The organism is Apilactobacillus micheneri (assembly GCF_006493595.1).
Classification (GTDB): domain Bacteria; phylum Bacillota; class Bacilli; order Lactobacillales; family Lactobacillaceae; genus Apilactobacillus; species Apilactobacillus micheneri.
The window spans coordinates 51,516-77,281 of the sequence record NZ_QUBI01000006.1; the positions used below are offsets into that span (position 1 = coordinate 51,516).

Annotated in this window: 27 protein-coding genes, 1 other RNA gene, 1 pseudogene and 1 other annotated feature; of the genes and pseudogenes, 5 read left to right on the forward strand and 24 right to left on the reverse strand. The window is 30.9% G+C overall.

The features are described 5' to 3' along the window. Positions 1–7: 7 nt before the first annotated feature. From recR to DY123_RS06625, 6 genes are all read right to left on the reverse strand, one after another. Positions 8–607: a recombination mediator RecR gene (gene recR, locus DY123_RS06600; protein WP_105964951.1), complete on the reverse strand. Its 600-nt coding sequence runs from the start codon at positions 605–607 to the stop codon at positions 8–10. Between the two features lie 20 nt (positions 608–627). Further along, positions 628–939: a YbaB/EbfC family nucleoid-associated protein gene (locus tag DY123_RS06605; RefSeq protein WP_105957047.1), complete on the reverse strand. Its 312-nt coding sequence runs from the start codon at positions 937–939 to the stop codon at positions 628–630. Positions 940–954: 15 nt separating this feature from the next. Next, on the reverse strand, positions 955–2,745 hold the full coding sequence (gene dnaX / locus DY123_RS06610; protein ID WP_140924421.1) for a DNA polymerase III subunit gamma/tau: 1,791 nt from the start codon (positions 2,743–2,745) through the stop codon (positions 955–957). Positions 2,746–2,882: 137 nt separating this feature from the next. Beyond that, positions 2,883–2,978: signal recognition particle sRNA small type (ffs, locus tag DY123_RS06615), an RNA gene on the reverse strand. A gap of 28 nt (positions 2,979–3,006) precedes the next feature. Further along, a complete protein-coding gene (gene tadA, locus DY123_RS06620; RefSeq protein ID WP_140924422.1) occupies positions 3,007–3,495 on the reverse strand; it encodes a tRNA adenosine(34) deaminase TadA in 489 nt (162 codons plus the stop codon). A gap of 6 nt (positions 3,496–3,501) precedes the next feature. Continuing rightward, positions 3,502–4,107, reverse strand: a complete 606-nt coding sequence (locus DY123_RS06625) for a class I SAM-dependent methyltransferase (protein ID WP_181398811.1) — start codon at positions 4,105–4,107, stop codon at positions 3,502–3,504. A 198-nt stretch (positions 4,108–4,305) separates the two neighbouring features. Here DY123_RS06625 and DY123_RS06630 point away from each other — a divergent pair, with 198 nt between their 5' ends. The 3 genes from DY123_RS06630 (at position 4,306) to nrdF (ending at position 7,795) form a co-directional block, all read left to right on the forward strand. Next, positions 4,306–4,533: a redoxin NrdH gene (locus tag DY123_RS06630; protein WP_105964955.1), complete on the forward strand. Its 228-nt coding sequence runs from the start codon at positions 4,306–4,308 to the stop codon at positions 4,531–4,533. 106 nt (positions 4,534–4,639) lie between these two features. After that, on the forward strand, positions 4,640–6,805 hold the full coding sequence (gene nrdE, locus DY123_RS06635; RefSeq protein WP_140936465.1) for a class 1b ribonucleoside-diphosphate reductase subunit alpha: 2,166 nt from the start codon (positions 4,640–4,642) through the stop codon (positions 6,803–6,805). A 21-nt stretch (positions 6,806–6,826) separates the two neighbouring features. Continuing rightward, positions 6,827–7,795 carry a class 1b ribonucleoside-diphosphate reductase subunit beta gene (nrdF, locus tag DY123_RS06640; RefSeq protein ID WP_140924427.1) on the forward strand — a complete coding sequence of 323 codons (969 nt, stop codon included), beginning with the start codon at positions 6,827–6,829 and terminating at the stop codon, positions 7,793–7,795. Positions 7,796–7,903: 108 nt separating this feature from the next. Here the strand turns inward: nrdF and mprF are convergent, their stop codons facing one another. The 17 genes from mprF to DY123_RS06725 form a co-directional block, all read right to left on the reverse strand. After that, a complete protein-coding gene (gene mprF / locus DY123_RS06645; protein ID WP_318530776.1) occupies positions 7,904–10,498 on the reverse strand; it encodes a bifunctional lysylphosphatidylglycerol flippase/synthetase MprF in 2,595 nt (864 codons plus the stop codon). A gap of 117 nt (positions 10,499–10,615) precedes the next feature. Beyond that, positions 10,616–10,978, reverse strand: a complete 363-nt coding sequence (rplL, locus tag DY123_RS06650) for a 50S ribosomal protein L7/L12 (protein ID WP_105964959.1) — start codon at positions 10,976–10,978, stop codon at positions 10,616–10,618. 44 nt (positions 10,979–11,022) lie between these two features. Further along, the gene (gene rplJ / locus DY123_RS06655; RefSeq protein ID WP_105964960.1) at positions 11,023–11,529 is read right to left on the reverse strand and encodes a 50S ribosomal protein L10; all 507 of its coding nucleotides are present in this window, start codon (positions 11,527–11,529) and stop codon (positions 11,023–11,025) included. A 24-nt stretch (positions 11,530–11,553) separates the two neighbouring features. After that, positions 11,554–11,670 (reverse strand) — a sequence feature (ribosomal protein L10 leader region). Between the two features lie 73 nt (positions 11,671–11,743). Beyond that, the gene (gene rplA / locus DY123_RS06660; protein WP_140924431.1) at positions 11,744–12,439 is read right to left on the reverse strand and encodes a 50S ribosomal protein L1; all 696 of its coding nucleotides are present in this window, start codon (positions 12,437–12,439) and stop codon (positions 11,744–11,746) included. 99 nt (positions 12,440–12,538) lie between these two features. Then, the gene (rplK, locus tag DY123_RS06665) at positions 12,539–12,964 is read right to left on the reverse strand and encodes a 50S ribosomal protein L11 (RefSeq protein ID WP_105964962.1); all 426 of its coding nucleotides are present in this window, start codon (positions 12,962–12,964) and stop codon (positions 12,539–12,541) included. Positions 12,965–13,088: 124 nt separating this feature from the next. Continuing rightward, on the reverse strand, positions 13,089–13,634 hold the full coding sequence (nusG, locus tag DY123_RS06670) for a transcription termination/antitermination protein NusG (protein WP_105964963.1): 546 nt from the start codon (positions 13,632–13,634) through the stop codon (positions 13,089–13,091). 106 nt (positions 13,635–13,740) lie between these two features. Further along, entirely contained in the window at positions 13,741–13,914 is a 174-nt protein-coding gene (gene secE, locus DY123_RS06675; RefSeq protein ID WP_105964964.1) for a preprotein translocase subunit SecE, read from the reverse strand. 17 nt (positions 13,915–13,931) lie between these two features. Next, a complete protein-coding gene (rpmG, locus tag DY123_RS06680; RefSeq protein ID WP_105964965.1) occupies positions 13,932–14,081 on the reverse strand; it encodes a 50S ribosomal protein L33 in 150 nt (49 codons plus the stop codon). A gap of 45 nt (positions 14,082–14,126) precedes the next feature. After that, complete coding sequence (locus tag DY123_RS06685; RefSeq protein ID WP_105964966.1) at positions 14,127–14,753, reverse strand: sigma factor; 627 nt, start codon at positions 14,751–14,753, stop codon at positions 14,127–14,129. 125 nt (positions 14,754–14,878) lie between these two features. Next, entirely contained in the window at positions 14,879–15,400 is a 522-nt protein-coding gene (locus DY123_RS06690) for an NYN domain-containing protein (RefSeq protein WP_108982811.1), read from the reverse strand. A 12-nt stretch (positions 15,401–15,412) separates the two neighbouring features. Next, positions 15,413–16,177, reverse strand: coding sequence for a 23S rRNA (guanosine(2251)-2'-O)-methyltransferase RlmB (gene rlmB / locus DY123_RS06695; protein WP_108982812.1), 765 nt, complete (start codon positions 16,175–16,177; stop codon positions 15,413–15,415). Continuing rightward, entirely contained in the window at positions 16,167–16,586 is a 420-nt protein-coding gene (locus DY123_RS06700) for a Mini-ribonuclease 3 (protein ID WP_108982813.1), read from the reverse strand. Before DY123_RS06700 ends, rlmB begins: the two co-directional genes overlap by 11 nt. 8 nt (positions 16,587–16,594) lie before the next feature. Then, positions 16,595–18,004, reverse strand: coding sequence for a cysteine--tRNA ligase (gene cysS, locus DY123_RS06705; RefSeq protein WP_140924434.1), 1,410 nt, complete (start codon positions 18,002–18,004; stop codon positions 16,595–16,597). Between the two features lie 141 nt (positions 18,005–18,145). After that, positions 18,146–19,636, reverse strand: a complete 1,491-nt coding sequence (gene gltX / locus DY123_RS06710; protein ID WP_105964971.1) for a glutamate--tRNA ligase — start codon at positions 19,634–19,636, stop codon at positions 18,146–18,148. Between the two features lie 93 nt (positions 19,637–19,729). Further along, the gene (locus DY123_RS06715) at positions 19,730–20,815 is read right to left on the reverse strand and encodes a PIN/TRAM domain-containing protein (protein ID WP_108982815.1); all 1,086 of its coding nucleotides are present in this window, start codon (positions 20,813–20,815) and stop codon (positions 19,730–19,732) included. Positions 20,816–20,843: 28 nt separating this feature from the next. Next, positions 20,844–22,220, reverse strand: a complete 1,377-nt coding sequence (radA, locus tag DY123_RS06720; protein WP_108982816.1) for a DNA repair protein RadA — start codon at positions 22,218–22,220, stop codon at positions 20,844–20,846. A gap of 23 nt (positions 22,221–22,243) precedes the next feature. Continuing rightward, positions 22,244–22,780, reverse strand: coding sequence for a dCTP deaminase/dUTPase family protein (locus DY123_RS06725; RefSeq protein WP_108982817.1), 537 nt, complete (start codon positions 22,778–22,780; stop codon positions 22,244–22,246). 229 nt (positions 22,781–23,009) lie between these two features. Here DY123_RS06725 and rpiA point away from each other — a divergent pair, with 229 nt between their 5' ends. Together rpiA and DY123_RS06735 are read left to right on the forward strand one after the other, a co-directional pair. Then, complete coding sequence (rpiA, locus tag DY123_RS06730; protein ID WP_108982818.1) at positions 23,010–23,693, forward strand: ribose-5-phosphate isomerase RpiA; 684 nt, start codon at positions 23,010–23,012, stop codon at positions 23,691–23,693. A 125-nt stretch (positions 23,694–23,818) separates the two neighbouring features. After that, entirely contained in the window at positions 23,819–25,156 is a 1,338-nt protein-coding gene (locus tag DY123_RS06735) for a C1 family peptidase (protein WP_105964976.1), read from the forward strand. An 85-nt stretch (positions 25,157–25,241) separates the two neighbouring features. Here the strand turns inward: DY123_RS06735 and DY123_RS06740 are convergent. Continuing rightward, a pseudogene (locus DY123_RS06740) lies at positions 25,242–25,766 on the reverse strand (transposase); the annotation flags it as partial.

The window sequence follows — 25,766 nt, forward strand, 5'->3', positions numbered from 1 at the left end:
AACACCTCTATATTTCAGTTCTACCAGAAACCGCTCTAGACAAAGTCATTTCATCAGCATACTCAATATCACTGCCAACTGATAGTCCATGTGCTAATCTAGTAACTTTAATTCCAGCTGGCTTGATTAACCTGGAAAGATACATAGCTGTAGCTTCACCCTCAGGCGTAGCATTAGTTGCAATGATTACTTCTTTAATATTGGAATTAGTCTGCAATCGTTTAATTAAAGATTTAATGTTCAAATCTTCTGGCCCAGTGCCTTCAATTGGAGAAAGAACTCCACCAAGTACATGGTATAAGCCATGATAACTTTTCATTTTTTCCATAACCATAATATCTTTAGGCTGTTCCACAACCAATACAATATTTTGGTCACGACTTTTATCCTTACAAATAACACATGGATCTTCTTCAGTTAGATTTCCACATATAGAACAATATCTTAATTTATCTTTAGTTTCTTTCAAAGCAGATGAAAACTTGGAAACATCATCAGCATTCATATCTACTACAAAATAAGCTAATCTAATCGCTGTTTTATGCCCAATTCCAGGTAAGCGCATAAAACTATCGATTAGCTTAGCAACTGGTTCAGGATATTGCATAATATACCTTCTTTATAAAATTACATCCCAGGAATTCCCTTAGTGTATTTACCTAATGAATCTTGAGTTTCTTTATCAATTTGTGATAGTGCATCATTAACCGCACTAATTACTAAATCAGACATCATGTCTGGATCATCTGGATCAATAGCTTCTGGCTTAATTTGCATATCTTTCATTTTACGATCACCAGAAAAAACTACCTTAACCATATCTTCAGGAGCCTTACCAGTAAATTCTTTACTATTGATTTGTTCTTGTTCAGCACCCATTTGTTTTTGCATTTGTTTAACTTGTTTCATCATCTTTCCCATGTTCATACCATTCATCATAAGTCTTATATCTCCTTAATCATTTTTTAAATTGATAATATCCTCACCAAACATATCTTTGGCTTTTTTCACAATCTCTGAATCATCTGGATTGTTCTCAACATTATTATCATGTTTTTCTTCATTTTTTTCAATAGTAGAATGTTCTGAATCGTTATTATTTTCGGATTCTTCGTGATTATTTTTTCGATTAACTAAATAATCTTTTCTAATTTCTGGCCATCTATCACTTGGCACAAATACAATTTTAGGAACATAACCTAAAATACGATCCATTCCATTTTCTAATGCATCACTAAGTTCAGTGTCTGAATTAGCTTTTTGGAATAAGAAAGGATATTCAAAAGAAACAATTACACCATTATTACTTGCAGCAACTGGCTTAGAAACATGCATCATCGCACGTTGCGTAACATCCAATGATTGTAATAATTCATCCCAAATATTTTGCAAATTATTTAAGTTTTCACGAGTAGCATTATCCAACACTGGATAAACTTTACTTAAGTTGACTCTTGCTCCCTTATTAGAAGTTTTTGCTTTAGGTTTATTAATTGTTTCAGCACTTTGATTAGATACCGTTTGTTGCCCACTTATTGGTTGCTTACTTTTTCCACTATTTAATTGATTAATCTGATCATTCAATGAAGAAACTTGCTCATTTAAATGTTGAATTTGTTGCTTTAATTTTGAATTATCATCATTAGGTTCATTTTTAACATCATAATTGTTAGATAATTTAACAGTTAGGACATCTAAATATACATCTGGATGCATTGTATAACGCATTTGAGATTGAACATCATTTAACTGGTTAATCATTTTATAAACTACTTGATCATTAATTTGTTTAGATAAACTTTTAAAATCATCATCAATAATTCCTAACTCAGCGGATTCAACCATTTCAGGAGATTGTTGATACAATAGAATATCTTGACAATAATTGATTAAGTCTTCGATAAATCTGCTAGCATCTTTTCCCTCTTTTAAAATGTCTTGAACATTCATTAATGCTGATTTGACATCATGTTGAATAACACAATACAAATATTTAGTCATGACTGTTTTAGTCACACTTCCAGTAACCTGTAATGCATTTTCATAAGTTACATGATCAGAACCAAATGATAAAACCTGGTCTAAAATACTTAAAGCATCACGCATACCACCCTCAGCTGACTTAGCAATTACCTTTAAAGCTTTATCATCATAGTCCATATTTTTTTGTTTTAAAATAAATTCCATTCTATCCAAAATATCTTTAGAAGTAATCCTTCTAAAATCAAATCTTTGAACTCTTGAAATAATGGTAGCTGGAATCTTTTGTGGTTCAGTTGTAGCTAAAATAAAGATAACATGTGCAGGTGGTTCTTCTAATGTTTTCAGTAAAGCATTGAAAGCACCTGTTGATAGCATATGAACTTCATCAATAATATAAACTTTATATTCAGCTTCTGTTGGTGCATATTTAGCCTTATCACGTACTTCTCTAATCTCTTCAACCCCATTATTTGAGGCAGCATCAATTTCAATTACATCGTTTAAAGTTCCATTAGTAATGCTTTTACAAATATCACATTCATTGCAAGGCTCACCATTTTGTTTATTGGGACAATTAATAGCTTTAGCTAAAATTTTAGCAGCCGAAGTTTTTCCAGTTCCACGAGGTCCCGCAAATAAATAAGCATGACTTAATTGATTAGTAATGATTGCATTTTTTAAAGTAGTAGTAATAACATCCTGACCAATTACGTCATCAAAACGTTGCGGACGCCAAACACGGTATAAAGCTTGATAGCTCATGAAAAACTCCCTTTCAAATGTTAAATATTAATTATATTATATATGCTATTTAACAATTATGCTATTGCATACATAAACTAAAAAATTATTTGGAGTAAAAAAAAGCTCCTAGCCATCAATTGACTAAGAGTTTAATTACATAAAAAACAAGAAGCACAAGCGTAGAATACTTAGTGCTGCTTCCTCTCGGATCTGACACGGTTCGTAAACACAACTTTGCTTCAAGGTCTTTCGACATAAATAATACTAACTGATTTATTATTATTTATCAAGACTATTGTTTAATTTTTTTAATAACTTTTTACGCTTTCTAGCTTTCTTAAAAAAAGTTTTCATTGCACAACTAGCTTGATCAGCTAAAATACCTTTTTCTACATTCACATGATGATTAAATCTTTGATCATTAAATATATGATATAAACTTTCAGATACTCCAGCCTTGTAATCAGGTGCTCCATAGTATAAATTTTTAATTCTGGAATTTATTATCGCTCCTGCGCACATTAAACATGGTTCAATTGTTACATATAAATCACAATTTTCTAATCGCCAACTTTTTAAATAACGACAAGCTTCATCAATTGCAATAATTTCAGCATGATCAAGAGCATTATTGCTATGTTCCCTTAAATTATGACCACGACCAATAATATTACTATCTTTAACGACCACTGCACCTATGGGCACTTCATTAATCAAGCTAGCTTTTTTAGCTTCATATAAAGCTTCTTTCATAAAATATTCATTCATAATAAATTAACCTTCAAAAGTACTTTCTAAAATGTAATACCCCTTATCCTTACGAATGATTTTACAATTTCCAAACAATGAATTCATTAATTTTTTAGCCGATGGTGCCCCTTGCTTTTTTTGCAGAACCACTGTTAGCGTACCATTTTGAACTAAATGCTCTAAAGAACCTGAGATCATATTATTTACAACCTTTTTACCGGCTCTAACGGGCGGATTAGTTAAAATAGCAGCAAATCTGTCTTTAACATTTTCATAAATATCTGAATTATGAATTTTAACATTTTTAACTGAATTTTGTTCGGCATTTTTTTGGGCTAAAGATAAAGCTAAATTATTCACATCTACCATTTCAAAAACACGATTTGGATACTTTTTAGCTAACGCAATCCCCATCGGTCCATATCCGCAACCTAAATCTAGGATATTACCAGCTGGTATTTTATACATATTTATATTTTTAACTAAAGTTGATGATCCATAATCAACTGTTCTTTTTGAAAAAACGCCATTATCAGTAGTAAATTTCAAATCATTTCCTAACAATTCATATTTCCATGTATGGAGTTCATGGACAACATCTGGGTTAGGTGTATAATAGTACTCGTTCATTTTTATATCACTCGCTTCTAAAAAAATATTTATAAATTTTTTAAAATCAACAAAACACTATACTTGGTATGTTTAGAAATCTTTCAATACTAAATATGGTGTTTTTATGTTTGATTTTTTAATTTTCTGGTGTAGAATTTATATATAAATTAATCCGATGGACGGAATAAATTAACAACTAGAAAGGATCATTATATCATGGAAAAAGTTACCGTATATTCAAAAAATAACTGTATGCAATGCAAAATGACTAAACGTTTCTTAGGAGAACATAATATTGAATTTGTTGAAAAAAATATTAATGAACAACCAGAATATGTTGACTACCTAAAAGAAAAAGGTTTTATGTCATTACCTGTAGTTGAAGCTGAAGGTATGAATGCTATTTCAGGCTTTAGACCAGATCAATTAAGTCAATTAGCATAGTTGTTAATAAATACATTATATTATAAAATTTAATTTTTGGCGAAACCGCTAATGGTCTCGCCATATTTTATCTAATAATCAAAAAATTATGAAAGAGTGGTTGTAAATGTCATTAAAGGACCTAAAAGATGTTACTTATTATGGTTTAAATAACGAAATTAACATCCCTAAAGATGGTAAGATCCAATTGAATAAAGATAAAGAAGCCTTGGATGCTTTTCTTAAAGAAAATGTAGAACCTAACTTAAAAAAGTTTTCTTCATTAAAAGAACGTTTTGATTATTTAATTAAAAAACAATATATTGAAAAAGATTTCGTAGATAAATATGATTTCAAATTTATTGAAAAAATATATCAATACTTAAAAGAACAAAACTTCCACTTTAAATCTTTTATGGCTGCATATAAATTTTACGCTCAATATGCTTTAAAAACTAATGATGGTGAATATTATCTTGAACAATTTATTGATCGTGTAGCAATGAATGCACTCCTATTTGCTGATGGGAATGAAGAATTAGCTTTAGATTTAGCAAATGAAATTGTCCATCAAAGATACCAACCAGCCACTCCTTCATTTTTAAATGCTGGTAGAAAACGTCGTGGTGAATTTGTATCATGTTTCTTAATTCAACCTACTGATAACATGAACACAATAGGAAGAACTATTAACTCTGCCCTACAATTATCTAGAATTGGTGGTGGAGTTGGAATTAATCTTTCAAATCTACGTGCAGCTGGTGATCCAATTAAACATATCGAAGGCGCTGCTTCTGGTGTAGTACCTGTTATGAAACTATTAGAAGATAGTTTTTCATATTCCAATCAATTGGGACAAAGACAAGGTGCTGGTGCTGTTTATCTAAGTGTATTTCATCCCGATATCATTTCTTTCTTATCTGCTAAGAAAGAAAATGCTGATGAAAAAATTCGTGTTAAAACTTTATCATTAGGAATTACAGTTCCAGATAAATTTTATGAATTGGCTAAAAATGATGAAGATATGTACCTATTTAGCCCATATGATGTGGAAAGAATATATGGCGAACCTTTCTCATATGTCGATATTACAAAAGAATATGACAATATGGTCGCAAATGATGAAATCAAAAAGACAAAAGTTGAAGCTCGTGACATTGAAACCGAAATTAGTAAATTACAACAAGAATCAGGTTACCCTTACATCATGAATATTGATACCGCTAATCGAGCTAATCCAATCGATGGAAAAATTGTGATGAGTAATTTATGTTCAGAAATTATGCAAGTGCAACAACCATCAACTGTTGATAATAAGCAAGATTATATTGAAAAAGGTACCGATGTTTCATGTAATTTAGGATCAACAAATATTGTTAATTTAATGGATAGTCCTGATTTTGGTAAATCAGTTGATTCTATGGTTAGAGCATTAACATTTGTAACTGATCATTCAGATATTGATGTTGTACCTTCTATTCAACGTGGAAATGAATTATCACACAGTATTGGTCTAGGTGGTATGGGACTACACAGTTTCTTAGCTAAAAATAAAATTGAATATGGTTCAGATGAATCTGTTGAATTTACTAGTGTTTACTTTATGTTACTTAACTATTGGACTTTAGTTGCTTCTAATAAAATTGCTAGAGAAAGAAAAGAAACTTTCAGCAATTTTGAAAATAGTAAATATGCTGATGGATCATACTTCGATAAATACACTAATAAATATTGGGGTCCAAAATCAGATAAGATTAAATCTATCTTTAACAATGTCTTTGTTCCAAATGAAGATGATTGGAATGAATTAAAGCAAGATGTTATGAAAGATGGTATCTATCATCAAAATAGATTAGCAGTTGCTCCTAATGGTTCCATTTCATATATTAATGATTCAACAGCTAGTCTTCACCCTATTATTAGTAAAGTTGAAGAAAGATATGAATCCAAGACTGGTAAAATCTATTACCCTGCTCCATACTTATCTAATGAAACATTAAAATATTACAAATCAGCATATGATATTGATATGCGTAAAGTAATCAATATTTACGCAGCTGCACAAGAACATGTCGATCAAAGTTTAAGTCTTACTCTATTTATGCGCTCAACTATTCCTGAAGGACTATATGAATGGAAAGATGGTCGTACTGATAAGATGACAACTCGTGATTTAAATATTTTAAGAAATTATGCACATGCAATGGGCATAAAATCATTGTATTATGTAAGAACATACACAGATGATAACCAAGAAGTTGGTGTTAATGAGTGTGAAAGTTGCTCAATCTAATTAAGTAAGGAGCTAAGTAAGATGGATAATTATAAAGCAATCAATTGGAATGCTGTTAGTGATCAAATTGATAAAGCAACTTGGGAAAAATTAACTGAACAATTTTGGTTAGATACCCGTATTCCTTTATCAAATGATTTAGCTGACTGGCGTACTTTAGATGATGACCACAAATGGTTAGTTGGACACGTATTTGGTGGTTTAACTTTGTTGGATACCCTTCAATCACAAGATGGAATGGCAGCTCTTAGAAAGGATATTGTAACTCCTCACGAAACTGCTGTTTTAAATAATATTCAATTTATGGAATCTGTCCATGCTAAAAGTTATTCTTCAATTTTTTCAACATTGAATACTCCCGAAGAAATTAATGAAATTTTTGACTGGAGTGACTCTGAAGAATTCTTGCAAAATAAAGCCAAGAAAATATATAATTTATACCATGATGATGGTAATCCACTAAAGAAAAAAATCTCTAGTGTATTTCTAGAAACATTCTTATTCTATTCTGGATTCTATACACCATTATTGTATCTAGGTCATAATAAACTACCTAATGTCGCTGAAATTATTAAATTAATTCTTCGTGATGAATCTGTTCATGGAACTTATATTGGATATAAATTCCAAATTGGTTTTAATAAATTAGGTAAAAATGAACAACAAGATTTAAAAGATTGGATGTATAATTTCTTATATGATTTATATGAAAATGAAGAAAAATACACCCACTTATTATATGATCAAGTTGGTTGGACCGATGATGTATTAGCTTTCATTCGTTATAATGCTAATAAAGCATTAATGAATTTAGGTCAAGATCCATTGTTCCCTGATACTAGTGAAGATGTTGACCCTATCGTTATGAACGGAATCTCAACTTCAACTGCTAATCATGACTTCTTCTCACAAGTTGGTAATGGTTATCGTTTAGGTAAAGTTGAAGCAATGAAGAAAGACGATTATAAGATTTGGTACCCTAAACATTAAAGTGATTAAATTAAAATGATGTATTCAGATTAAAATGAATACATCATTTTTTGTTACAAAAAAATGCTCTAAACGATCTATTCAATCATTTAGAGCATTTATTTTATATTATTTAAAATATTTCTTAAAGAAACTTGGCTTCTTATTGGTATCAATATGTTCATTTACTAATATAAGTAATTGAAGCATTGTAAATACTAATGAATTACCTCGACGATAAGAAATATATTTAGGTGCCCACTCTTGTACATATTTTTCCTTATAAGAGCGAAGACCTTGGAAGCTATAAAAAGCAGTTCCATATTTATAAATTAAATTAGAAATTTTTTCATCAATAAAGCTATATTTAGATTCCCCAACATTAGATAGTGGCGCCATTCCTAAATTAAAAGATTTATATCCTTGATCTTTAACATGATTAAATAAGTTAATGAAAATACCATCCATTATACCTGAAGGTGCATCATTACTTGATCTCATTAAATCAATTGATGTCATTTCATGATCACCCGTTGGCATAATGTTAGCGAAAGCAACAATTTTATTATTTTTATCTTTCATAATAGCAATCGGTGCCTGGCTTAAATAATATTTATCAAAATAACCTAATGAAAAGCCCTTCTCAGGATTTCCTTTTAACCATTGATCAGAAACTACCTTTAATTCTTTAATAAACTCATTTGAAAATGGTGGTTGAATAATTTCAAATTTATATTCGTCACGATCAAATTTGTTCATTAAAGCTCTTTCACCACGATGCTTTTTACCTGAAATGGAGAAGTCTTGTAATACAACATGCCCTTCTTCTCCAGCTTTAGTAAAACTAAAACCTTTTTCATGTAATAGCATCGTTAGTTCTTCACCAATTTCATAAAATACTAATGAATATCCTAAATTATCGCTATCATTTATAAATTGATCAACTGCATCGTCTAATTTATCCATATTACCAATAGGTTCACCCATAATGATAATTTTATTTGCACGACGCTTGTACATAAAGAATAACTGATCTTTACCATCTTCTTGATAGAAATAAATATCCTTATCTCTAACATATGCCAAATGGCTAACTTCATTACCTCCATAAGCTTCAATTACATTAAATACCCGATTAGAATCAAAAGGTTGATCTAACCATTGAGTTTTAGTATAAGACAAGTAACGATAGGTCAAGATTAGAATTAAACAAGCTAAAATTAATCCTAAGAATCCAGCAAACCAAACCTGAGGTGATGGAAATAAATACGAATTAGCAAAATGAAATGGAAATTTAGTAAATTGAAAATTGGTAAATAAACCAATTAAACCATAGAAGATAAAAGCAAGACCAAATATGACAAAATCTATTATGATATGTCCCCATGAATAAGTAAATTTTTCCCGATATAAGACACCATAACTTAACCATAGTGCAAATACTAATAAAAATGATAAGATCACCATATTAGTAGGAAAATCTTCTTTCCAAAGAGTATTTCCAATAGAAATAGCTAATAAAATAGTTGTAGGCCAAAAAGCTTTTTTGACTTTAGATCCAAAACCTCTAGCAAAACCAATTAACAAGAAGGATACAATAATGGTTGTTAATTGATCTAAAAAGTAAAATGTATAAGGTTCTAAAGATAAATAAAATTTATTTACTAAAACTAAATTAGGAATAACTGCTACTAACAACATCATTATTCCAGAAAAATACATAAAGATAGTTATAAATATATGTGCAATTCTTTGTAAAATTACTTTGGGAATATCATCCAAAAATTTATTGAACCTTTGCAACAAATCTGCGATAAAGAAAATAATCCCTAAAGCAACCGGCAGAATATAATAAAACGCTCTATATAATAATAGCCAAACTACTGCACTGCTAGGAGAAACTCCTAAAAATAATAATCCAGCCATCATTGTACTATCAAAGCTACCTATTCCTCCCGGTATTAAAGAAGCAACCCCGATTACATTGGCAACAATGAATACAGGGAAAACTGCCATAATATTAATAGATTGATGCATAAACAATCCAATAATCATGAAGAAAGATGCACAACCAAACCATTCTAATAATGAACCAATAACTAATCTTAATTCTAACTTTAGATTTAAATCTTTAAAGTAATCCAAATTTGTTTTTCTAGTAATTAAAAGTAATAATGGAAAGTATAAACCACCTAAGATCAATACTATCCACCACCACCAATCAAAAGAATTAGTGCCAAAGCCAAAAGAAAACATCATTATTAAAGCTATCCAACAATAAGTTGAAAGACCTGCCAATAAAAATATAACTATTTTAGAAATGGCATATAAAATTTGTTTTTTGGTAGCGTTTTTACTATAAAAATTGGCTCTTAAACTTGCACCTAAAACACCACCAAAGCCAGCAATATTAGTAAGTGTATTGGTAATCCAACCCGTTTTAGCAATATATGTTTTCTTAAATTTTCCTGGTAAAAAATCAACAATTGTAAAATCATAAATTAACATTGGTAAGACTGCAATAAAACCTAATATCATCATTATAAATAGCGACATTGGTGTTTGTGTAGCAAAACTTTGTGCCATCTTATGTCCACTAATTTCTGATCCTTCAGAAATTCCAACATGAATAACAACACCTAAAACAAATATAACGAATAGTACTTTGACTATTGTCATGTGTCGATTTATCCAATCAGCACATCTTCGAAAAAAAGTTTTCAAATATATTTCCCCCATAATAATATTATTAATATTATTATCTCAATTTATAAACAAGTTAACAAGTTTTAACAAAAAAGACGCACAACAAATGTTGTACGTCTTTTTAAAAGAAAGTTATTACTTAAGAGTAACACTTGCGCCAACTTCTTCAAGTTTTGACTTGATGTCGTTAGCTTCGTCTTCTTTAGCGCCTTCTTTAATTACTGAAGGAGCACCATCAACTAGGTCTTTTGAGTCTTTTAGACCCTTACCAGTGATTTCACGAACTACCTTGATAGCCTTAACCTTTTGGTTACCTGGTTCAGTTAGTTCAACGTCGAATGAATCTTTAGCAGCGCCACCATCAGCAGCACCTGCAGCTGGTGCAGCAGCAGCAGCTGTAACGTCGAATTCTTCTTCAATTGCCTTAACTAAGTCGTTTAGGTCTGTGATTGAAGCTTCTTTAATTTGTTCAATAATATTGTCTTTATCAAAAGCCATTTTATTTTCCTCCAATTTGGATAGTTATAATTTTTATTTAGAAACTAAGCTGCGTCTCCATCATCTTTTTCGGCAACTGCTTTAACTGCAATAGCAAATTTACGAACAGGTGCTTGTAAGATGTTGGCAAGAGTAGAAATAGATTCTTCTCGACTTGGTAATGAAGCAAATTCTTCAATTTCGTCAAGACTAGCAACCTTATTTTCAAGAATTCCACCCTTAAGTTCAACAGCATCAGTATTATCAGCAAAATTCTTTAAAATTTTAGCTGGAGCAATAGGATCTTCATCAGAGAATGCTACGGCTGTAGGTCCCTTAAATAAATCACCTAATTCTTCGTATCCGGCTTCTTTAGAAGCACGAACAGCGATGTTGTTCTTAATAACATTGAAAGCAACGTTTGAGTCACGTAATTGTTTACGTAAATCAGTAACTTCTTCAACGTTTAAACCACGATAGTTAATAATGATAGCAGAAGTAGCATTGTTAAATTTTTCAGTAACAGCTTCTACTCGTTTAGCTTTAGCATCAATAACTGCTTTCTTTGGCATTATTTCACCTCCCAAATTTTTTTGGGATTTAATAAAAAATCCCCATGCCTACCTAGACATAGAGAAACCGTTTTAAAGTCCTCGTCAGGATATTAAGGTATTAAATACCACCTAAGTCTTAGGTAGAAGTCATATTTAATTAGCAATAATAATTTACCACATAATAAAAATATGGTCAATAGAGATTTTTAAATTCCAAATTAATTACTTAACTTTAGAATGAATCAAGATCAACTTTGACACCAGGGCCAAATGTAGTTGAAATTGATAAGTTAGTAATGTATGAACCTTTTACAGAAGCTGGACGATTCTTAACAATTAAATCTTCAATTGTCTTGAAGTTACCAACTAATTTGTCAGAATCAAATGATGACTTACCAATAATAACTGCAACGTTACCATCACGGTCAGTACGGTAAGTAACTTTACCTGATTTTGAATCAGAAACAGCTTTCTTAACGTCCATAGTAACTGTACCAGTCTTAGGGTTAGGCATTAAACCTTTTGGTCCAAGAACACGGCCTAAACGACCAACTTGAGCCATCATGTCTGGTGTTGCAATAGCAACATCAAAGTCTAGCCAACCATTTTGGATTTTTTCAGCTAAGTCAGCTTCACCAACAACGTCTGCGCCAGCTTCTTCAGCTTCTTTAGCCTTGTCACCCTTAGCAAATACAACAACTTTTTGGTCTTTACCTGTACCGTTTGGTAAGACAACAGCACCACGTAATTGTTGATCTGCTTGTTTTGTGTCAACGTCTAAATTAAATACAACTTCAACAGTTGCATCAAATTTAGCAAAATCAATTTTTTTAACAAGTTCAACTGCTTCTTCAACTGAGTAAGATTTATTACGATCTACTTGTTTTAAAGCATCTTGATACTTTTTACCTCTTCTATTTTGAGCCATCTGTGTTTTCCTCCTTGCAATTGTGGTTGTAACGGATAAACCTCCCACATAACATCTGAATTAGTCAGGTGTTATGGTACTTACATGTTGAATATGAAATTAACCTTCAACAGTGAATCCCATACTACGAGCAGTACCTTCGATCATACGCATTGCGGCTTCAACATCAGCTGCGTTTAGATCTTTCATCTTAGTTTCGGCGATTTCCTTAACTTGATCACTAGTTACACTAGCAACCTTGTTAGAATTTGGTTCACCAGAACCATGTTCAACACCAGCAGCCTTCTTCAATAATACTGAAGCAGGTGGGGTTTTAGTAATGAAATCAAATGAACGATCTTCATATACAGAAATAACAACAGGAATTAACATGCCTGCTTGATCAGCAGTACGTGCATTGAATTCCTTAGTGAATCCCATAATGTTGATTCCAGCTTGACCCAATGCAGGTCCAACTGGAGGAGCAGGTGTTGCTTTACCCGCAGGAATTTGTAATTTAACTACGTTAGCTACTTTTTTAGCCACGAGACATACCTCCTTAAGTCCGTGTGTGGTAAAAATTGGAGATTAGATTTCTCCTCCCACAACAAGTATGCATAAACATACAAAGTATAATATATCATGTTTAGATAATTTGTACAACCCTAAATTATCTGATTGGTTTTACTTGGTTGAAATCAAGTTCAGCAGTTGTTTCTCTACCAAACATATCAATATCAACTTTCAATTTACCTTTTTCTTCATCTTTTTCAACAATTTTACCAGTCAAGTTAGCAAAGGCACCATCAATGATTGTAATAGTATCGCCAACTTCAGCATCTAAATCTTGATGTTTCTTTTCTACACCTAATTGACTCAAAATGTAATCTACTTCATCTGGAAGTAATGGAGTTGGTTTACTACCTTGTCCATGTGAACCGATAAATCCAGTAACACCTGGGGTATTTCTTACGATATACCAAGCTTTATCTGTCATAACCATTTCAACTAAAACATATCCAGGGAAGGTTTTATCCATTTTAACTTTATCAACACCATCTTTTACTTCGTGTTCTTCAGTTTCAGGAACTACTACTTGAAAAATATAGTCTTCCATTCCCATTGATTCTTTACGAGAATCCAAATTAGTTTTTACTTTGTTTTCATATCCAGAATAAGTATGAATTACATACCATTGTTTTTGTGTTGATTCCATTGAAATTTAGCTCCTTTTAATTTTTTCCAAACAAAAAAACTTCGCCTAAACGAAGTTCCACATTAATTACATAATATCATTTATTTTATTTTAATTAAATATTTAATTAAATAAATGTTAAACCTGATTGAATAGCCCAATCAATAATTGCAAAGAAAATTGCGAAAACAACTGACATTCCCACAACAGTTGAAGTATCAATTCTTGTTTGATGTTTATTTGGCCATACAACTAACTTCATTTCTGTGCCAACACTTTTAAAAAAGTTAATTAACTTCATTTGTAATTTCCCCCGTATTAAAACGTTTCTTTATGAATTGTTGATTTATTACAATTTTTACAATACTTTTTAATTTCTAAACGCTTAGTATGATCTTTCTTAACATTAGTTGTATAGTTTCTTGAACCACAAACTTCACATGCTAATGAAACCTTCTTTTGTGGCAAGGCATACCCTCCTAAACTGATAGATAAATAATATCATTTTAAATTTTAATCGTCAATTTTACGATCATCCTTTAAAATACCTTCTTCTACCAAAATAATTTTAAGTTTATTTTTTATTCTAGAACAACAATTTCTAAATTGTTCATCATTAATCTTGTTAATTTGTTTAAACTTAACTAATTGATAATCATCAGATTCTAATTTAGAACTCGACATTTTAAATAATAATTCTTTTTCAAACATAGAGCACCGAGTAACTAATTTTTTCCTAACTGCATCCATTTTTAAAGAAAATTCTGGATGTAATCTTCTACAATCTTCAACACAGTTACTATAGTATTCCTCATTAACATTAAATGATACTTTCTTATCGATGGGCATTCTTTTTTTTGCTTTACTTTTTCTTAATATGTCAAACAATCGATTTTTAAGACTTCTTTTATAAAGCATTCCAAAAGATGTCCCACGATTTATATCAAATTTATCAATAATTTTTAGCATCGTTATTCTTGCTTCTTGGAACCAATCATCTTCATCAATGTCATTAAAATAATATTGATGCCATAGTTTTTTAACAATAGGTTTATATTTTATAAAAAGTTCATCAAAGTATTCATCATGTCCGTTCTTAAAATTTTTAATAAGTTGTAAATCAATTAAACAATTATTCATAATTTCTCCCTACGAAAATTTATAAAAATTAATTTACACATATAAAAATAAAAGTACAAGCGAACTTAAGTTCTCATAATAAGATTTGATACATATACCAAAATATTAATATTAATATTTTAATATTATTTAGAAAGATTATCTCTTAACTTTTCTAGTTCCATTAGTTGATTACCAGACCAAGGATTATTTCTAACATATGCATTATTAGCATAAGTGTTGACCTGACTTTGAATTTCTTGCTTGGATCTCTTAACGTCCCTTAGCAATTCTCTTGCAGAAATTCTTAATGCACCTGCTGAAAAAACGGTCCATTGTTCTGCTTGATCACTGGTAACCACAACCACTTGAACAAACCTTGATTGTTTACGACGAGCATAAGCCTCAATATAACTATCAGCTGTTTCATCTTTATTGGTCCAAATAATATTTAAGTTATGTCTGGTGTCCCTCTTAGATAACCCTGGAACATACATTGCATCAAAAATTATAGAAATATCCAAATCACGATATTTTTTATATTCCGCAATGATTGATATTAATTCATCTCTTGCATCTGCTAGACGATCAGCAAGCTTTAACTGATTTAATTCTGGCCAATTACCAATAATATTATATCCGTCTAATAACAATAATTGTTTTTTCATTTTTAAAATATCCTATAGTGGATGTCTAGAACTATATCCTTGATACATTAAAAGTCCAGCAGCTACACTAGCGTTTAAGCTTTGAAGATTACCTATCATAGGAATGGTTAACATTTCATCAACATTTTTCTTAAGTAATGGAGAAATTCCTTTTCCTTCATTCCCAATTACTACAGCCGATGATCCCTTAGCATCCCAATGACGATAATCAGTTCCCTTAATATCAGTTCCAAAAATCCAGACTCCACGGTCTTTTAGTTCATTAACAGTATTAATTAGGTTAGTAACCCTTGCAACTGGTACTCTTTCAATCGCTCCAGCAGAGGTTTTAGCAACAGTTGCAGTTAAACCAACAGCACGATGTTTGGGAATAATAATACCAGTAACTCCAGCAGCATCAGCAGTTCTAATAATAGATCCTAAATTATGTGGATCTTCAATATTATCTAAAATTAAAAAGAAGGGCTCAGTTTCTTTACTTTTTGAATGTTCAAATAATTCATCAATACTTGCATATTTGTATGGAGATATTGATAACACCACTCCTTGATGGTTTTGATGATCAGATAATAAGTCTAACTTTTGTTTAGGCACCATTGAAATTACTAAATGTTTTTTCTTAGCTAGTTTAATAATTTCTTCTACACTTTTTTCATCTTTATGAATACCATTTTGTAAGAAAACTTTATTAATTTCTTGTTTACCTCTTAATGCAGATACTACTGGATGACGACCAATAATAAACTCACTTTGATTTTGTTCATCATTATTTTTCATATTCTAGCCTCCCTGCATCAACTTTTTCAATACACCACTTAGATAATTCTTGCAAACGTTCATTATTATCACTTAATGACAAATAACCCATCATTGCCTCAAAGCCTGTGGAGTAACGATAAGTTAATACACTAGTATTTTTAGCATGGGTATAACTTTTACAGTTACGACCACGTTTAAAAACAGATTCCTCTTCTTCACTAAGAATATGTTCTTGGTTCATTAAATCAATTAAAGCAGCTTGCGCCTTAGCAGAAACATATTTTCTAGCAGTCTTTTGTAAACGATTAGGCTTAGTAATGCCCAATGCTAAAAGATGTTTTCTAATGTAAACTTCATATACAGAATCACCCAAATAAGCTAAAGCAATACCATTCAATTGTTTGTAATTAGGTACTTGTTCTTCCATTAATTAAATTATTCCCTTCTAAATCTTGTTCCTTGGGCAGTATCTTCTAGAATAATGCCCTTAGATTTCAAGATTGCTCTTATTTCATCACTTCTGGCAAAATTCTTATCTGCTCTTGCTTGATCTCTTTCCTTAATCAAATTGTTAATTTTGTCATCATTGATTTCTTCATCAGTTTCAAACTTAACACCAAAGATTGATGCCATCTTGGTTAATTTTTTCAATATTAATTTAACTGTTTGTTCAAAAACAATTGGCCTTTCTGCATATACATTACCCAATTTAGCTAATTCATAAACACAATCAATACCATTTTGTGCATTAAAATCATCATCCATTGCATCTTGAAAATCTGCTTGAATCTGTCTAACTTCTTGATCTACTTTAGGATCATTAAAAGAATCAGCATCTTTTAAACGATAGTTTAGATTATTATAAGCATTTTTTATTTTTTTCAAGTTGTTGGCTGCAGCATCTAAATTAGCTTGATTATACTGAATAGGTCTTCTGTATTGGGTAGTAGACATTAAGAAACGCACAACTTGTGGATCTACATTCTTAATAATGTCATGAACAGTTACAAAATTACCTAGAGACTTACTCATTTTTTCATTTTCATCCCCAACGGTAACAAATCCATTGTGCATCCAATAATTAACAAATTTTTTACCAGTTTTGGCCTCACTTTGAGCACGTTCGTTTTCATGATGAGGAAATTCTAAATCTTCTCCTCCACCATGAATATCAATAGTATCACCTAAATATTTAGTAGACATCACAGAACACTCAATATGCCAACCTGGACGACCTTTTCCCCATGGTGAATCCCAAGCAATTTCATCATTTTTTGCTTTTTTCCATAATGCAAAGTCAATTGGATCGTCTTTTTTAGATAATTCTTCATCATTTACATGCTGACTAGCTCCAGACTCTAAATCATCAATACTTTGATGAGCTAATTTTCCATATCCATTAAACTTACGTGCACGATAATAAACATCTCCATCAGATTCATAAGCATATCCCTTATCAACTAATGTTTTTATAAAATCAATAATTCCATTAATATTATCAGTAGCGCGGGGATTGTTGGTAGCAGGTTCTACATTTAAAGCTTTTACATCTTCTTTATAAGCTTCAATATATTTATCAGCCAAATCCATAACTGACATATTTTGATCATTAGCTGCCTTTATTAACTTATCATCTACATCAGTAAAATTAGAAATATAGTTAACATGATATCCACAATATTCAAAGTATCTACGAATAGTATCAAATGCAACTACACTTCTAGCATTTCCAATATGAATATAGTTGTAAACTGTAGGACCACACACATACATATTAACCACTCTTGGCTTAATTGGTTCAAATGTTTCTTTTTGTTGACTTAATGTATTATAGATCCTTAACAATTTGGGCACCCCTATTTCTTATTTATACTTTTAGTTTATTTTATCATAATTTGAGCCTTTTTTTCAGTTTCATTATCAAACAAAAAAGGTCTTATTAGAATATCATCTAACAAGACCAATTTATATTTTAATAAAATATTATTATTGATTAATTTGCTTTAAAGTTTCATCAATATGTTTTAATGCTTTTTTGCGACCAATTAATTCAATAGATTCTGGAAGTTCAGGTCCGTGCATTTCGTGAGTAACCGCAATTCTAATTGGCATCCATAATTGACGACCTTTAATTTTAGTATCTTTTTGAATTGATTTAATAGTCTTAAGAATTTCAACTTTATCAAAAATAGCAACATCTTTAATTCTTGATGAAAATTCTTTCAATACTACTGGAGCAGTATCATTGCTGATTTCTTCCAATGCTTCTCCAGAAATTTCTTCTGGTTCATTAAAGAATACTGAAGCCATTGAATTAATTTGAGCCATAAAACTCATTTGTTGTTTATAAGTAACAATTAATTTACGTGCCCATTCAACAGTTTTAGAATCAGGATTTTTTTCAATATTGCCCTTATCAATTAATTGACGTAAAGCAAGATCAACAACAACGTCTTCATCCGCAGATTTTACATATTGATTATTAATCCATTCTAATTTCTTATTATCAAAATTAGCTGGTGATTTACTTAAACGATTTTCATCATACATCTTAATAAACTGTTGCTTATTAAAGATTTCATCTTCACCCTTTGGTGACCAACCTAACAATGTAATAAAATTGAACATTGCATCTGGAAGGTATCCACGGTCACGATATTGTTCAATAAATTGAATAATAGATTCATCACGTTTACTTAATTTCTTACCGGTACCGGCACTGGTAATTAAACTCATGTGACCAAATTTAGGGGCATCCCAACCAAATGCTTCATACATCATTAATTGTTTTGGTGTATTAGCAACGTGGTCATCACCTCTAAATACATGTGAAATTTTCATCATATGGTCATCAATAATAACGGCAAGGTTATAAGTAGGCATTCCATCACGTTTTACAATGACAAAATCTCCACCAATAGTATCTGAATTAAATTCAACATGTCCCTTAACAATATCATCCCAAGCATAAGTATGGTTTTTAGGAACTCTGAAACGAATAACTGGTTTTAAACCTTTTGCTTCTGATTCAGCCATTGATTTTTGAATTTCTTCTTCTGTCATGCCTTCATATTCATATTCATAGTGAGGCATAACACCACGAGCACGTTGTTCTTCACGATCGGCAGTAAGTTCTTCTTCTGTTCTGTATGAATAGTATGCCTTATCTTCATCCAATAATTGTTGAATTAATGGGTCGTAAATTGAACGACGTTCTGATTGACGATATGGTCCAAATTTACCAGGCTTATCAGGACCTTCATCCCAGTCTAAACCTAACCATTTTAAATTATCTAACTGACTTTTTTCACCATCAGCTACATTACGTTTAGTATCGGTATCTTCGATACGAATAATAAACTTACCCTTATTATGTCTAGCAAATAAGTAGTTAAAAATTGCTGTTCTTGCATTACCAATGTGTAGATGACCAGTAGGACTTGGTGCATATCTAACACGAATATTTTTATTAGCCAATGATATTTCTCCTCTTCTTGTAAAATAGCATCATTTTAATTTTACAATTATTATTAGTAAAAATAAAGAGTTCAAAAAATTCTTATGAACGGTTTACTTATTGATTATCTTAGCAAAAATCATTTTACCAGCATCAGTTTGAATGGAACTTGTCACTTCAACCGTTAGTCGTTTATTAAGATAATTTTTACCTTCTTCCACAACTACCATTGTTCCATCATCTAAATATGCTACACCTTGACTTCTTTCGGTCCCTTTCTTTAGGATCATAACTTCAAGATGTTCTCCTGGAATATAACTGGGCTTCAATGCACTTGCTAGTTCATTAATATTTAATACCTTAACTCTTTGAAATTTAATTACTTTGTTCAAGTTATAATCATTAGTAACAATTTCACCATCAACATTTTTAGCTAGTTGAATTAATTTACTGTCTACCTCTGGAATTTCTTTATAGTCTTTATCTGTAATCTCAATTGGCATTATTTTTTCAGTCTGTAACTTATTTAAAATATCTAAGCCGCGACGTCCACGAACTCTTTTAGCGCTATCACTGGAATCAGCAATATATTGTAACTCATACAATACAAACTTAGGTACTAATAATGTTCCTTCTAAGAATCCAGTTTTAATTAATTCATAGATACGACCATCAATCAAAATGTTAGTATCTAAAATTTTATAACTTTTATCTTTTTTCGTATTGTTACTAAAAGTATTAGTAGCTTTTTTTAAACTAAAGTGAAATATTTTATTCCAATCATTCAGTCTAGTAGTTCCTAAAACAAATCCCAAATAACCAAAAACAATCATTAGTAAAGCTGGGATTAGAGTATTGGTTATGAAATATGGCGTTCTGAATAATACAATTGATATTAAAATAGCTAAAACTAAGCCAATAATCATGCCAATTGTGCCCATTAAAATATAAAATGGATTTTTACTAGATAAATATTTTTCCAGTTTACTTAATGTTTTAACAATTTTTTTCCCAAATATTATAGATAATATGAAGAAAATGATAGCACCTAAAATTGAATTAACAAAACCATTGTTTAGTAAACTGACGTTTTCCACAGAAATTGCTAACCATAGCACTGGCAAATAAATTATACCTAATGTACCACCAACAATAATAAATATTAGTTGTACAACTGTGTATCTATCAAAAGCCTTCATTTTGCTTATTCATCCCCTTTCAAAACACTTATCTCAAGGCTATCTTAATTGCCTCAGATAAAGTTGAAACTCCCACAACATCGATACCATTAGGAACTTTCCAACCTTGTAAATTATTTTTTGGTACTAATACACGACTAAATCCTAATTTTTTAGCTTCTGCAACTCGCTGTTCAATTCGATTTACTCGTCTAATTTCGCCAGTTAAGCCAATTTCACCGATATAACATTCTGCTGCATTGGTCCCAACATCACGATAACTTGAAGCAATTCCGATTGCAACAGCCAAATCAATAGCAGGTTCGTTCAACTTAACACCACCAGCTGCTTTTAAAAATGCATCCTGATTCTGTAACATCAAACCAGCTCTTTTTTCTAAAACTGCCATTAAAACTGCTACTCGATTACGATCAATACCGGTTGCAGTTCTTTGTGCATTTCCAAAAACTGAAGGTGTAATTAGAGCTTGAATTTCGACTAAAATAGGTCTGGTTCCCTCAATTGAAACTACAATTGCAGATCCAGTTGCATCTTTTAGTCTTTCTTCTAAAAATACTTCTGATGGATTAGCAACTTCTTCTAATCCAGATTCTTGCATATCAAAGATTCCCAACTCATCAGTTGATCCAAAACGATTCTTCACTGCTCGTAAGATTCGATATGAATGATGCATGTCACCTTCAAAATAAAGAACTGTATCAACCATATGTTCCAAAGTCTTAGGGCCGGCAATTGCTCCACCCTTAGTAACATGACCAACTAAGAAGATTGTAATGCCATTAGTTTTTGCAATCGACATTAAATCAGAAGTAATTGCACGTACTTGTGAAACTGAGCCAATGCTTGAATCCACTTCCGGTTCAGAAATGGTTTGAACCGAATCAACTACTACTGCATCAGGTTTTAATTCATCAATTGCACTTTTAATAGCTCCCATATCTGTTTCTGGATATAAATAAAGGTTTTTACCTTCAACACCTAATCGCTCAGCTCTAATTTTAATTTGACTGGCACTTTCTTCTCCAGAAACATATAAAATGGTTTGGTCTTTTTTACCTAATTGCCCAGAAATTTGTAAAAGTAATGTAGATTTACCAATTCCAGGATCTCCACCAATTAATATTAATGAACCTGGAACTACTCCACCACCTAAGACACGATTAAATTCATCAGAGTCAGTTTCAAAACGATTTTCTTTATCATAAGAAACCTCACTAATTAATTCTGGTTTAGCTTGTTTCCCATTAAAATCCATTCTACGAGTGGACTTCAAGCTATTATTTTCTTTTTGCGCTGTTTGTTCTTCAAATGTATTCCATTTGCCACAATTAGGACAATGCCCCAAATATTTAGGTGAAATATATCCACATTCTTGACAAACAAATTGAGTTTTTGGTTTAGCCAATATAATTACCTTTCATTAAAAAATCATTTACCAGATGAACCAAAACCACCAGTTCTAGTTTCACCTGTATTTTCTTCATTATCAACAGTTAAAAATGGCATAAAGATTCCTTGTCCAATTCTTTCACCTTTTTTAATCTTACGATCAGTAAGACCAAAATTAGTTAATTGAACGAATAATTCACCTTCATTATTATCATTATTATAGTAATCAGCATCAATCACGCCAATTCCATTAGGCAATACTATATTGCGCTTTAATGGGCCACTAGAACGATTAGCAATAATAAAAACTTCATTGCTTTGCATATAAACTTTAATCCCAGTAGGTACCAAATATGGTTTCAAAATTTCTTTAGCTTTTTGCATATCTTTTTCTGATACAGACTTTTCATGTTTAATTGCCCACAAGACCTTTAGAAAACCTATTTTCCAAATTGAGGGTAGTTTAAAATCACATGCACTTTCAATATCATAACCTGCAGCCTGTTTAGTGGCACGATATGGTAAATGAATATCATCATTTTTATATTTTGATATAACCTGAAATCCACGTTTCATACATACACATCCTATTATTTATATTATAATTATAGTACCTATTTTATAGCAAATATTAAGTATAATAAACATAATATTTTATTTGACAAACATGCTATTAAAATAGAAAATTATAGTAACTAATAGTTTAATCATATTAGGTTAAATTAGTCTTAAATCGAAAGTTAAATTGGATAATGTATTATCTTATCCCACATTCATTTACCAATATTTTAGAGGGGCAAAGATTATGGATAAAGAATTAATGAAACAAGTAGCTGGTCAAGAAGCTGTTAAGTATATTAAAGATGGTATGACAGTTGGACTAGGAACTGGTTCTACAGTTAAATATCTTTTAGATGCATTAGGAAAAAGAGTTGCTAAAGAAGGACTTCGCATAATTGGTGTCCCTACTTCTAATCGATCCGCCAAAAGAGCTCGTGACTTAGGTATTGATGTAAAAAGCATCGATGATGTTGATCATATTGATTTGACAGTTGACGGAGCTGATCAAATTGATGAAAATTTTCAAGGAATTAAAGGTGGCGGTGTTGCGCACTTAAGAGAAAAAATTGTTGCCATCAATTCTAAGAAGAATATTTGGATTGTTGATAAAACTAAAATGGCCAAAAACTTGGGATCATTTCCTTTGCCACTTGAAGTTACACCCTATGGAAGTACCCATCTATTCAAAAGATTAGATGACATGGGATACCAACCACAATTTCGCACTAATGCTAAAGGTGGACACGTTCTTACTCATGCTGACAATTATATTATTGATTTAAAAATGCATTCAATAGAACACCCACATGAACTAGAACAAATTTTAAATAATTTAACTGGAATTGTAGAACATGGATTATTTTTAGACATGGTAAATACTGTTATTGTTGGTGACGAAAATGGTTCTAAAACTTATCAAGCAAGATAGTTTCTAATTTAATTTTAATAAAAAGACCCAATTACAAAAAAGTAATTGGGTCTTTTTATTGGAAATTGCATTTATAAAATTAGAAAAAAGGTCTATAATATTAAAGTATATAAGGAGGAATTATCATGGGAAAGAGTATTAGTTTAGACAATGTTAAAAAGTACCAAAAAGATTTAGATAATCGTAAAGAAGCAAAAATCTTACAACGCGCTATAAGTCACGACGGTGTTGCCAAAACATCTTCTAATTATAGTTCTGTAAGTAAAATGGATCCTGTATTTTCATTAGAATTAGATACTGGTGAAGTTGCTAATCAAAAACATAGTGGTCGTTGCTGGATTTTCGCTGCATTAAACACTATGAGACATAATTTAGCTAAAAACTTTAATTTAAATGGTGATTTTGAATTATCTCAAATTTACACTACTTTCTGGGATAAATTTGAAAAATCAAATTGGTTCTTAGAAAATATTATTAAAACCGCAGATCAACCACTAACTTCAAGAAGAGTAGCATGGTTACTTGAAACTCCTCAACAAGATGGTGGTCAATGGGACATGCTATGTGCTGTTATTGAAAAATACGGAGTTGTTCCTCAATCAGCAATGCCTGAAACATTTAATAGTAATGATACTACTGACTTAAATTCAGTTTTAAATCTTAAGTTAAGAAAAGATGCTATTAAACTACGTAAACTAGCTCAAGATGGTTCAGATGTTGAAAGCGCTAAGGATGAAATGTTAAATGATATTTACCGCATTTTAGTTTACACATTAGGTGAACCTACTAAAGAATTTAATTTTGAATATCGTGATCATGATAAAAATTATCATATTGATAAGAATTTAACACCAAATAAATTCTTTGATAAATATGTAAACCTAAACTTAGAAGATTACGTATCATTCATTAATTCCCCTACTGACGATAAGCCATATAATAAAACATACACAATTGATATGTTAGGTAATGTTGTTGGTGGACGCCAAGTTAAACATTTGAATATTGATATTGATACTTTTGAAAAATTAGCAATTAAACAAATTCAAAATGGTGAAAGTGTTTGGTTTGGTAGTGATGTTGTTCAAAATTCAGATAGAAAAATGGGTATTATGGATGATGGATTATACTCAAAAGATGAATTATTTGATACTGACTTATCACTTTCAAAAGCTGAACAATTAGACTACAAAGAAAGTGTTATGGATCATGCAATGGTATTAACTGGTGTTGATATTGTTGATGGTCAACCTACTAAATGGAAAGTTGAAAACTCATGGGGTAACAAAGTTGGTACAAAAGGTTACTTTGTAATGAGCGAATCATGGTTCAGACGTTTTGCATACCAAGTTGTTATTAATAAGAAATACTTATCAGATGAATTAAAAGATGCTCAAGCAAAAGACCCAGTTGTACTAGATCCATGGGATCCAATGGGTACCCTTGCCTTCTATGAAAAATAAAAATGATGAAATGACATAAGTCTCTACAAAAACAGGATTTACGTTTTATATTTAACGTAAATCCTGTTTTTGTATATAATTTTATAAAATTAATGACTTTTGTCATTAACTTTCTTATGTTTAATGCCATTATAGCAAACCCAGCTTCTTTTTTTACCTTTTCGACTCCCCCTAACGGAGAATCTATTAAAACGCAAAGAAGCCTTTAGCCTACCAAAAACTGATTCTACATCTATTTTTCTTTTTGCGTAGATATCACTTGTTTTTGGTGCCAAAAGCAATTCTTTTTGTTTATTTTTAAAATATTCCCATGCATAATTAATTCTAATTTTTCTGGTATTACCAGATTTGGTTAATGCATTAGAATCTATATTTTGATTAATATCATATTTTTCGGACTCATATTCTTTAAAATCACGCGTAAATTGATTCTTATCAGTTCTTTTACGATAACCATTAAAATTAAATCGAATACCATTAGGATCTAGGTAATAATCATCTTTTTCGTTGTAATACCAATTCATGACCTTACGGTCATCACTTTTCCATTTACGACTTTGTTCTTTTAACATTGTTCCATAGGGAATTAAAGGAATGTGATTAGTTAGTT

Bases quoted from the DNA above. Each gene is read 5' to 3' on its own strand.
- recR (WP_105964951.1), bottom strand. From the start codon at position 607: ATGCAATATCCTGAACCAGTTGCTAAGCTAATCGATAGTTTTATGCGC.
- DY123_RS06605 (WP_105957047.1), bottom strand. From the start codon at position 939: ATGATGAATGGTATGAACATGGGAAAGATGATGAAACAAGTTAAACAA.
- dnaX (WP_140924421.1), bottom strand. From the start codon at position 2,745: ATGAGCTATCAAGCTTTATACCGTGTTTGGCGTCCGCAACGTTTTGAT.
- tadA (WP_140924422.1), bottom strand. From the start codon at position 3,495: ATGAATGAATATTTTATGAAAGAAGCTTTATATGAAGCTAAAAAAGCT.
- DY123_RS06625 (WP_181398811.1), bottom strand. From the start codon at position 4,107: ATGAACGAGTACTATTATACACCTAACCCAGATGTTGTCCATGAACTC.
- DY123_RS06630 (WP_105964955.1), top strand. From the start codon at position 4,306: ATGGAAAAAGTTACCGTATATTCAAAAAATAACTGTATGCAATGCAAA.
- nrdE (WP_140936465.1), top strand. From the start codon at position 4,640: ATGTCATTAAAGGACCTAAAAGATGTTACTTATTATGGTTTAAATAAC.
- nrdF (WP_140924427.1), top strand. From the start codon at position 6,827: ATGGATAATTATAAAGCAATCAATTGGAATGCTGTTAGTGATCAAATT.
- rplL (WP_105964959.1), bottom strand. From the start codon at position 10,978: ATGGCTTTTGATAAAGACAATATTATTGAACAAATTAAAGAAGCTTCA.
- rplJ (WP_105964960.1), bottom strand. From the start codon at position 11,529: ATGCCAAAGAAAGCAGTTATTGATGCTAAAGCTAAACGAGTAGAAGCT.
- rplA (WP_140924431.1), bottom strand. From the start codon at position 12,439: ATGGCTCAAAATAGAAGAGGTAAAAAGTATCAAGATGCTTTAAAACAA.
- nusG (WP_105964963.1), bottom strand. From the start codon at position 13,634: ATGGAATCAACACAAAAACAATGGTATGTAATTCATACTTATTCTGGA.
- secE (WP_105964964.1), bottom strand. From the start codon at position 13,914: ATGAAGTTAATTAACTTTTTTAAAAGTGTTGGCACAGAAATGAAGTTA.
- DY123_RS06685 (WP_105964966.1), bottom strand. From the start codon at position 14,753: ATGAATAATTGTTTAATTGATTTACAACTTATTAAAAATTTTAAGAAC.
- DY123_RS06690 (WP_108982811.1), bottom strand. From the start codon at position 15,400: ATGAAAAAACAATTATTGTTATTAGACGGATATAATATTATTGGTAAT.
- rlmB (WP_108982812.1), bottom strand. From the start codon at position 16,177: ATGAAAAATAATGATGAACAAAATCAAAGTGAGTTTATTATTGGTCGT.
- DY123_RS06700 (WP_108982813.1), bottom strand. From the start codon at position 16,586: ATGGAAGAACAAGTACCTAATTACAAACAATTGAATGGTATTGCTTTA.
- DY123_RS06715 (WP_108982815.1), bottom strand. From the start codon at position 20,815: ATGAAGGCTTTTGATAGATACACAGTTGTACAACTAATATTTATTATT.
- DY123_RS06725 (WP_108982817.1), bottom strand. From the start codon at position 22,780: ATGAAACGTGGATTTCAGGTTATATCAAAATATAAAAATGATGATATT.
- rpiA (WP_108982818.1), top strand. From the start codon at position 23,010: ATGGATAAAGAATTAATGAAACAAGTAGCTGGTCAAGAAGCTGTTAAG.
- DY123_RS06735 (WP_105964976.1), top strand. From the start codon at position 23,819: ATGGGAAAGAGTATTAGTTTAGACAATGTTAAAAAGTACCAAAAAGAT.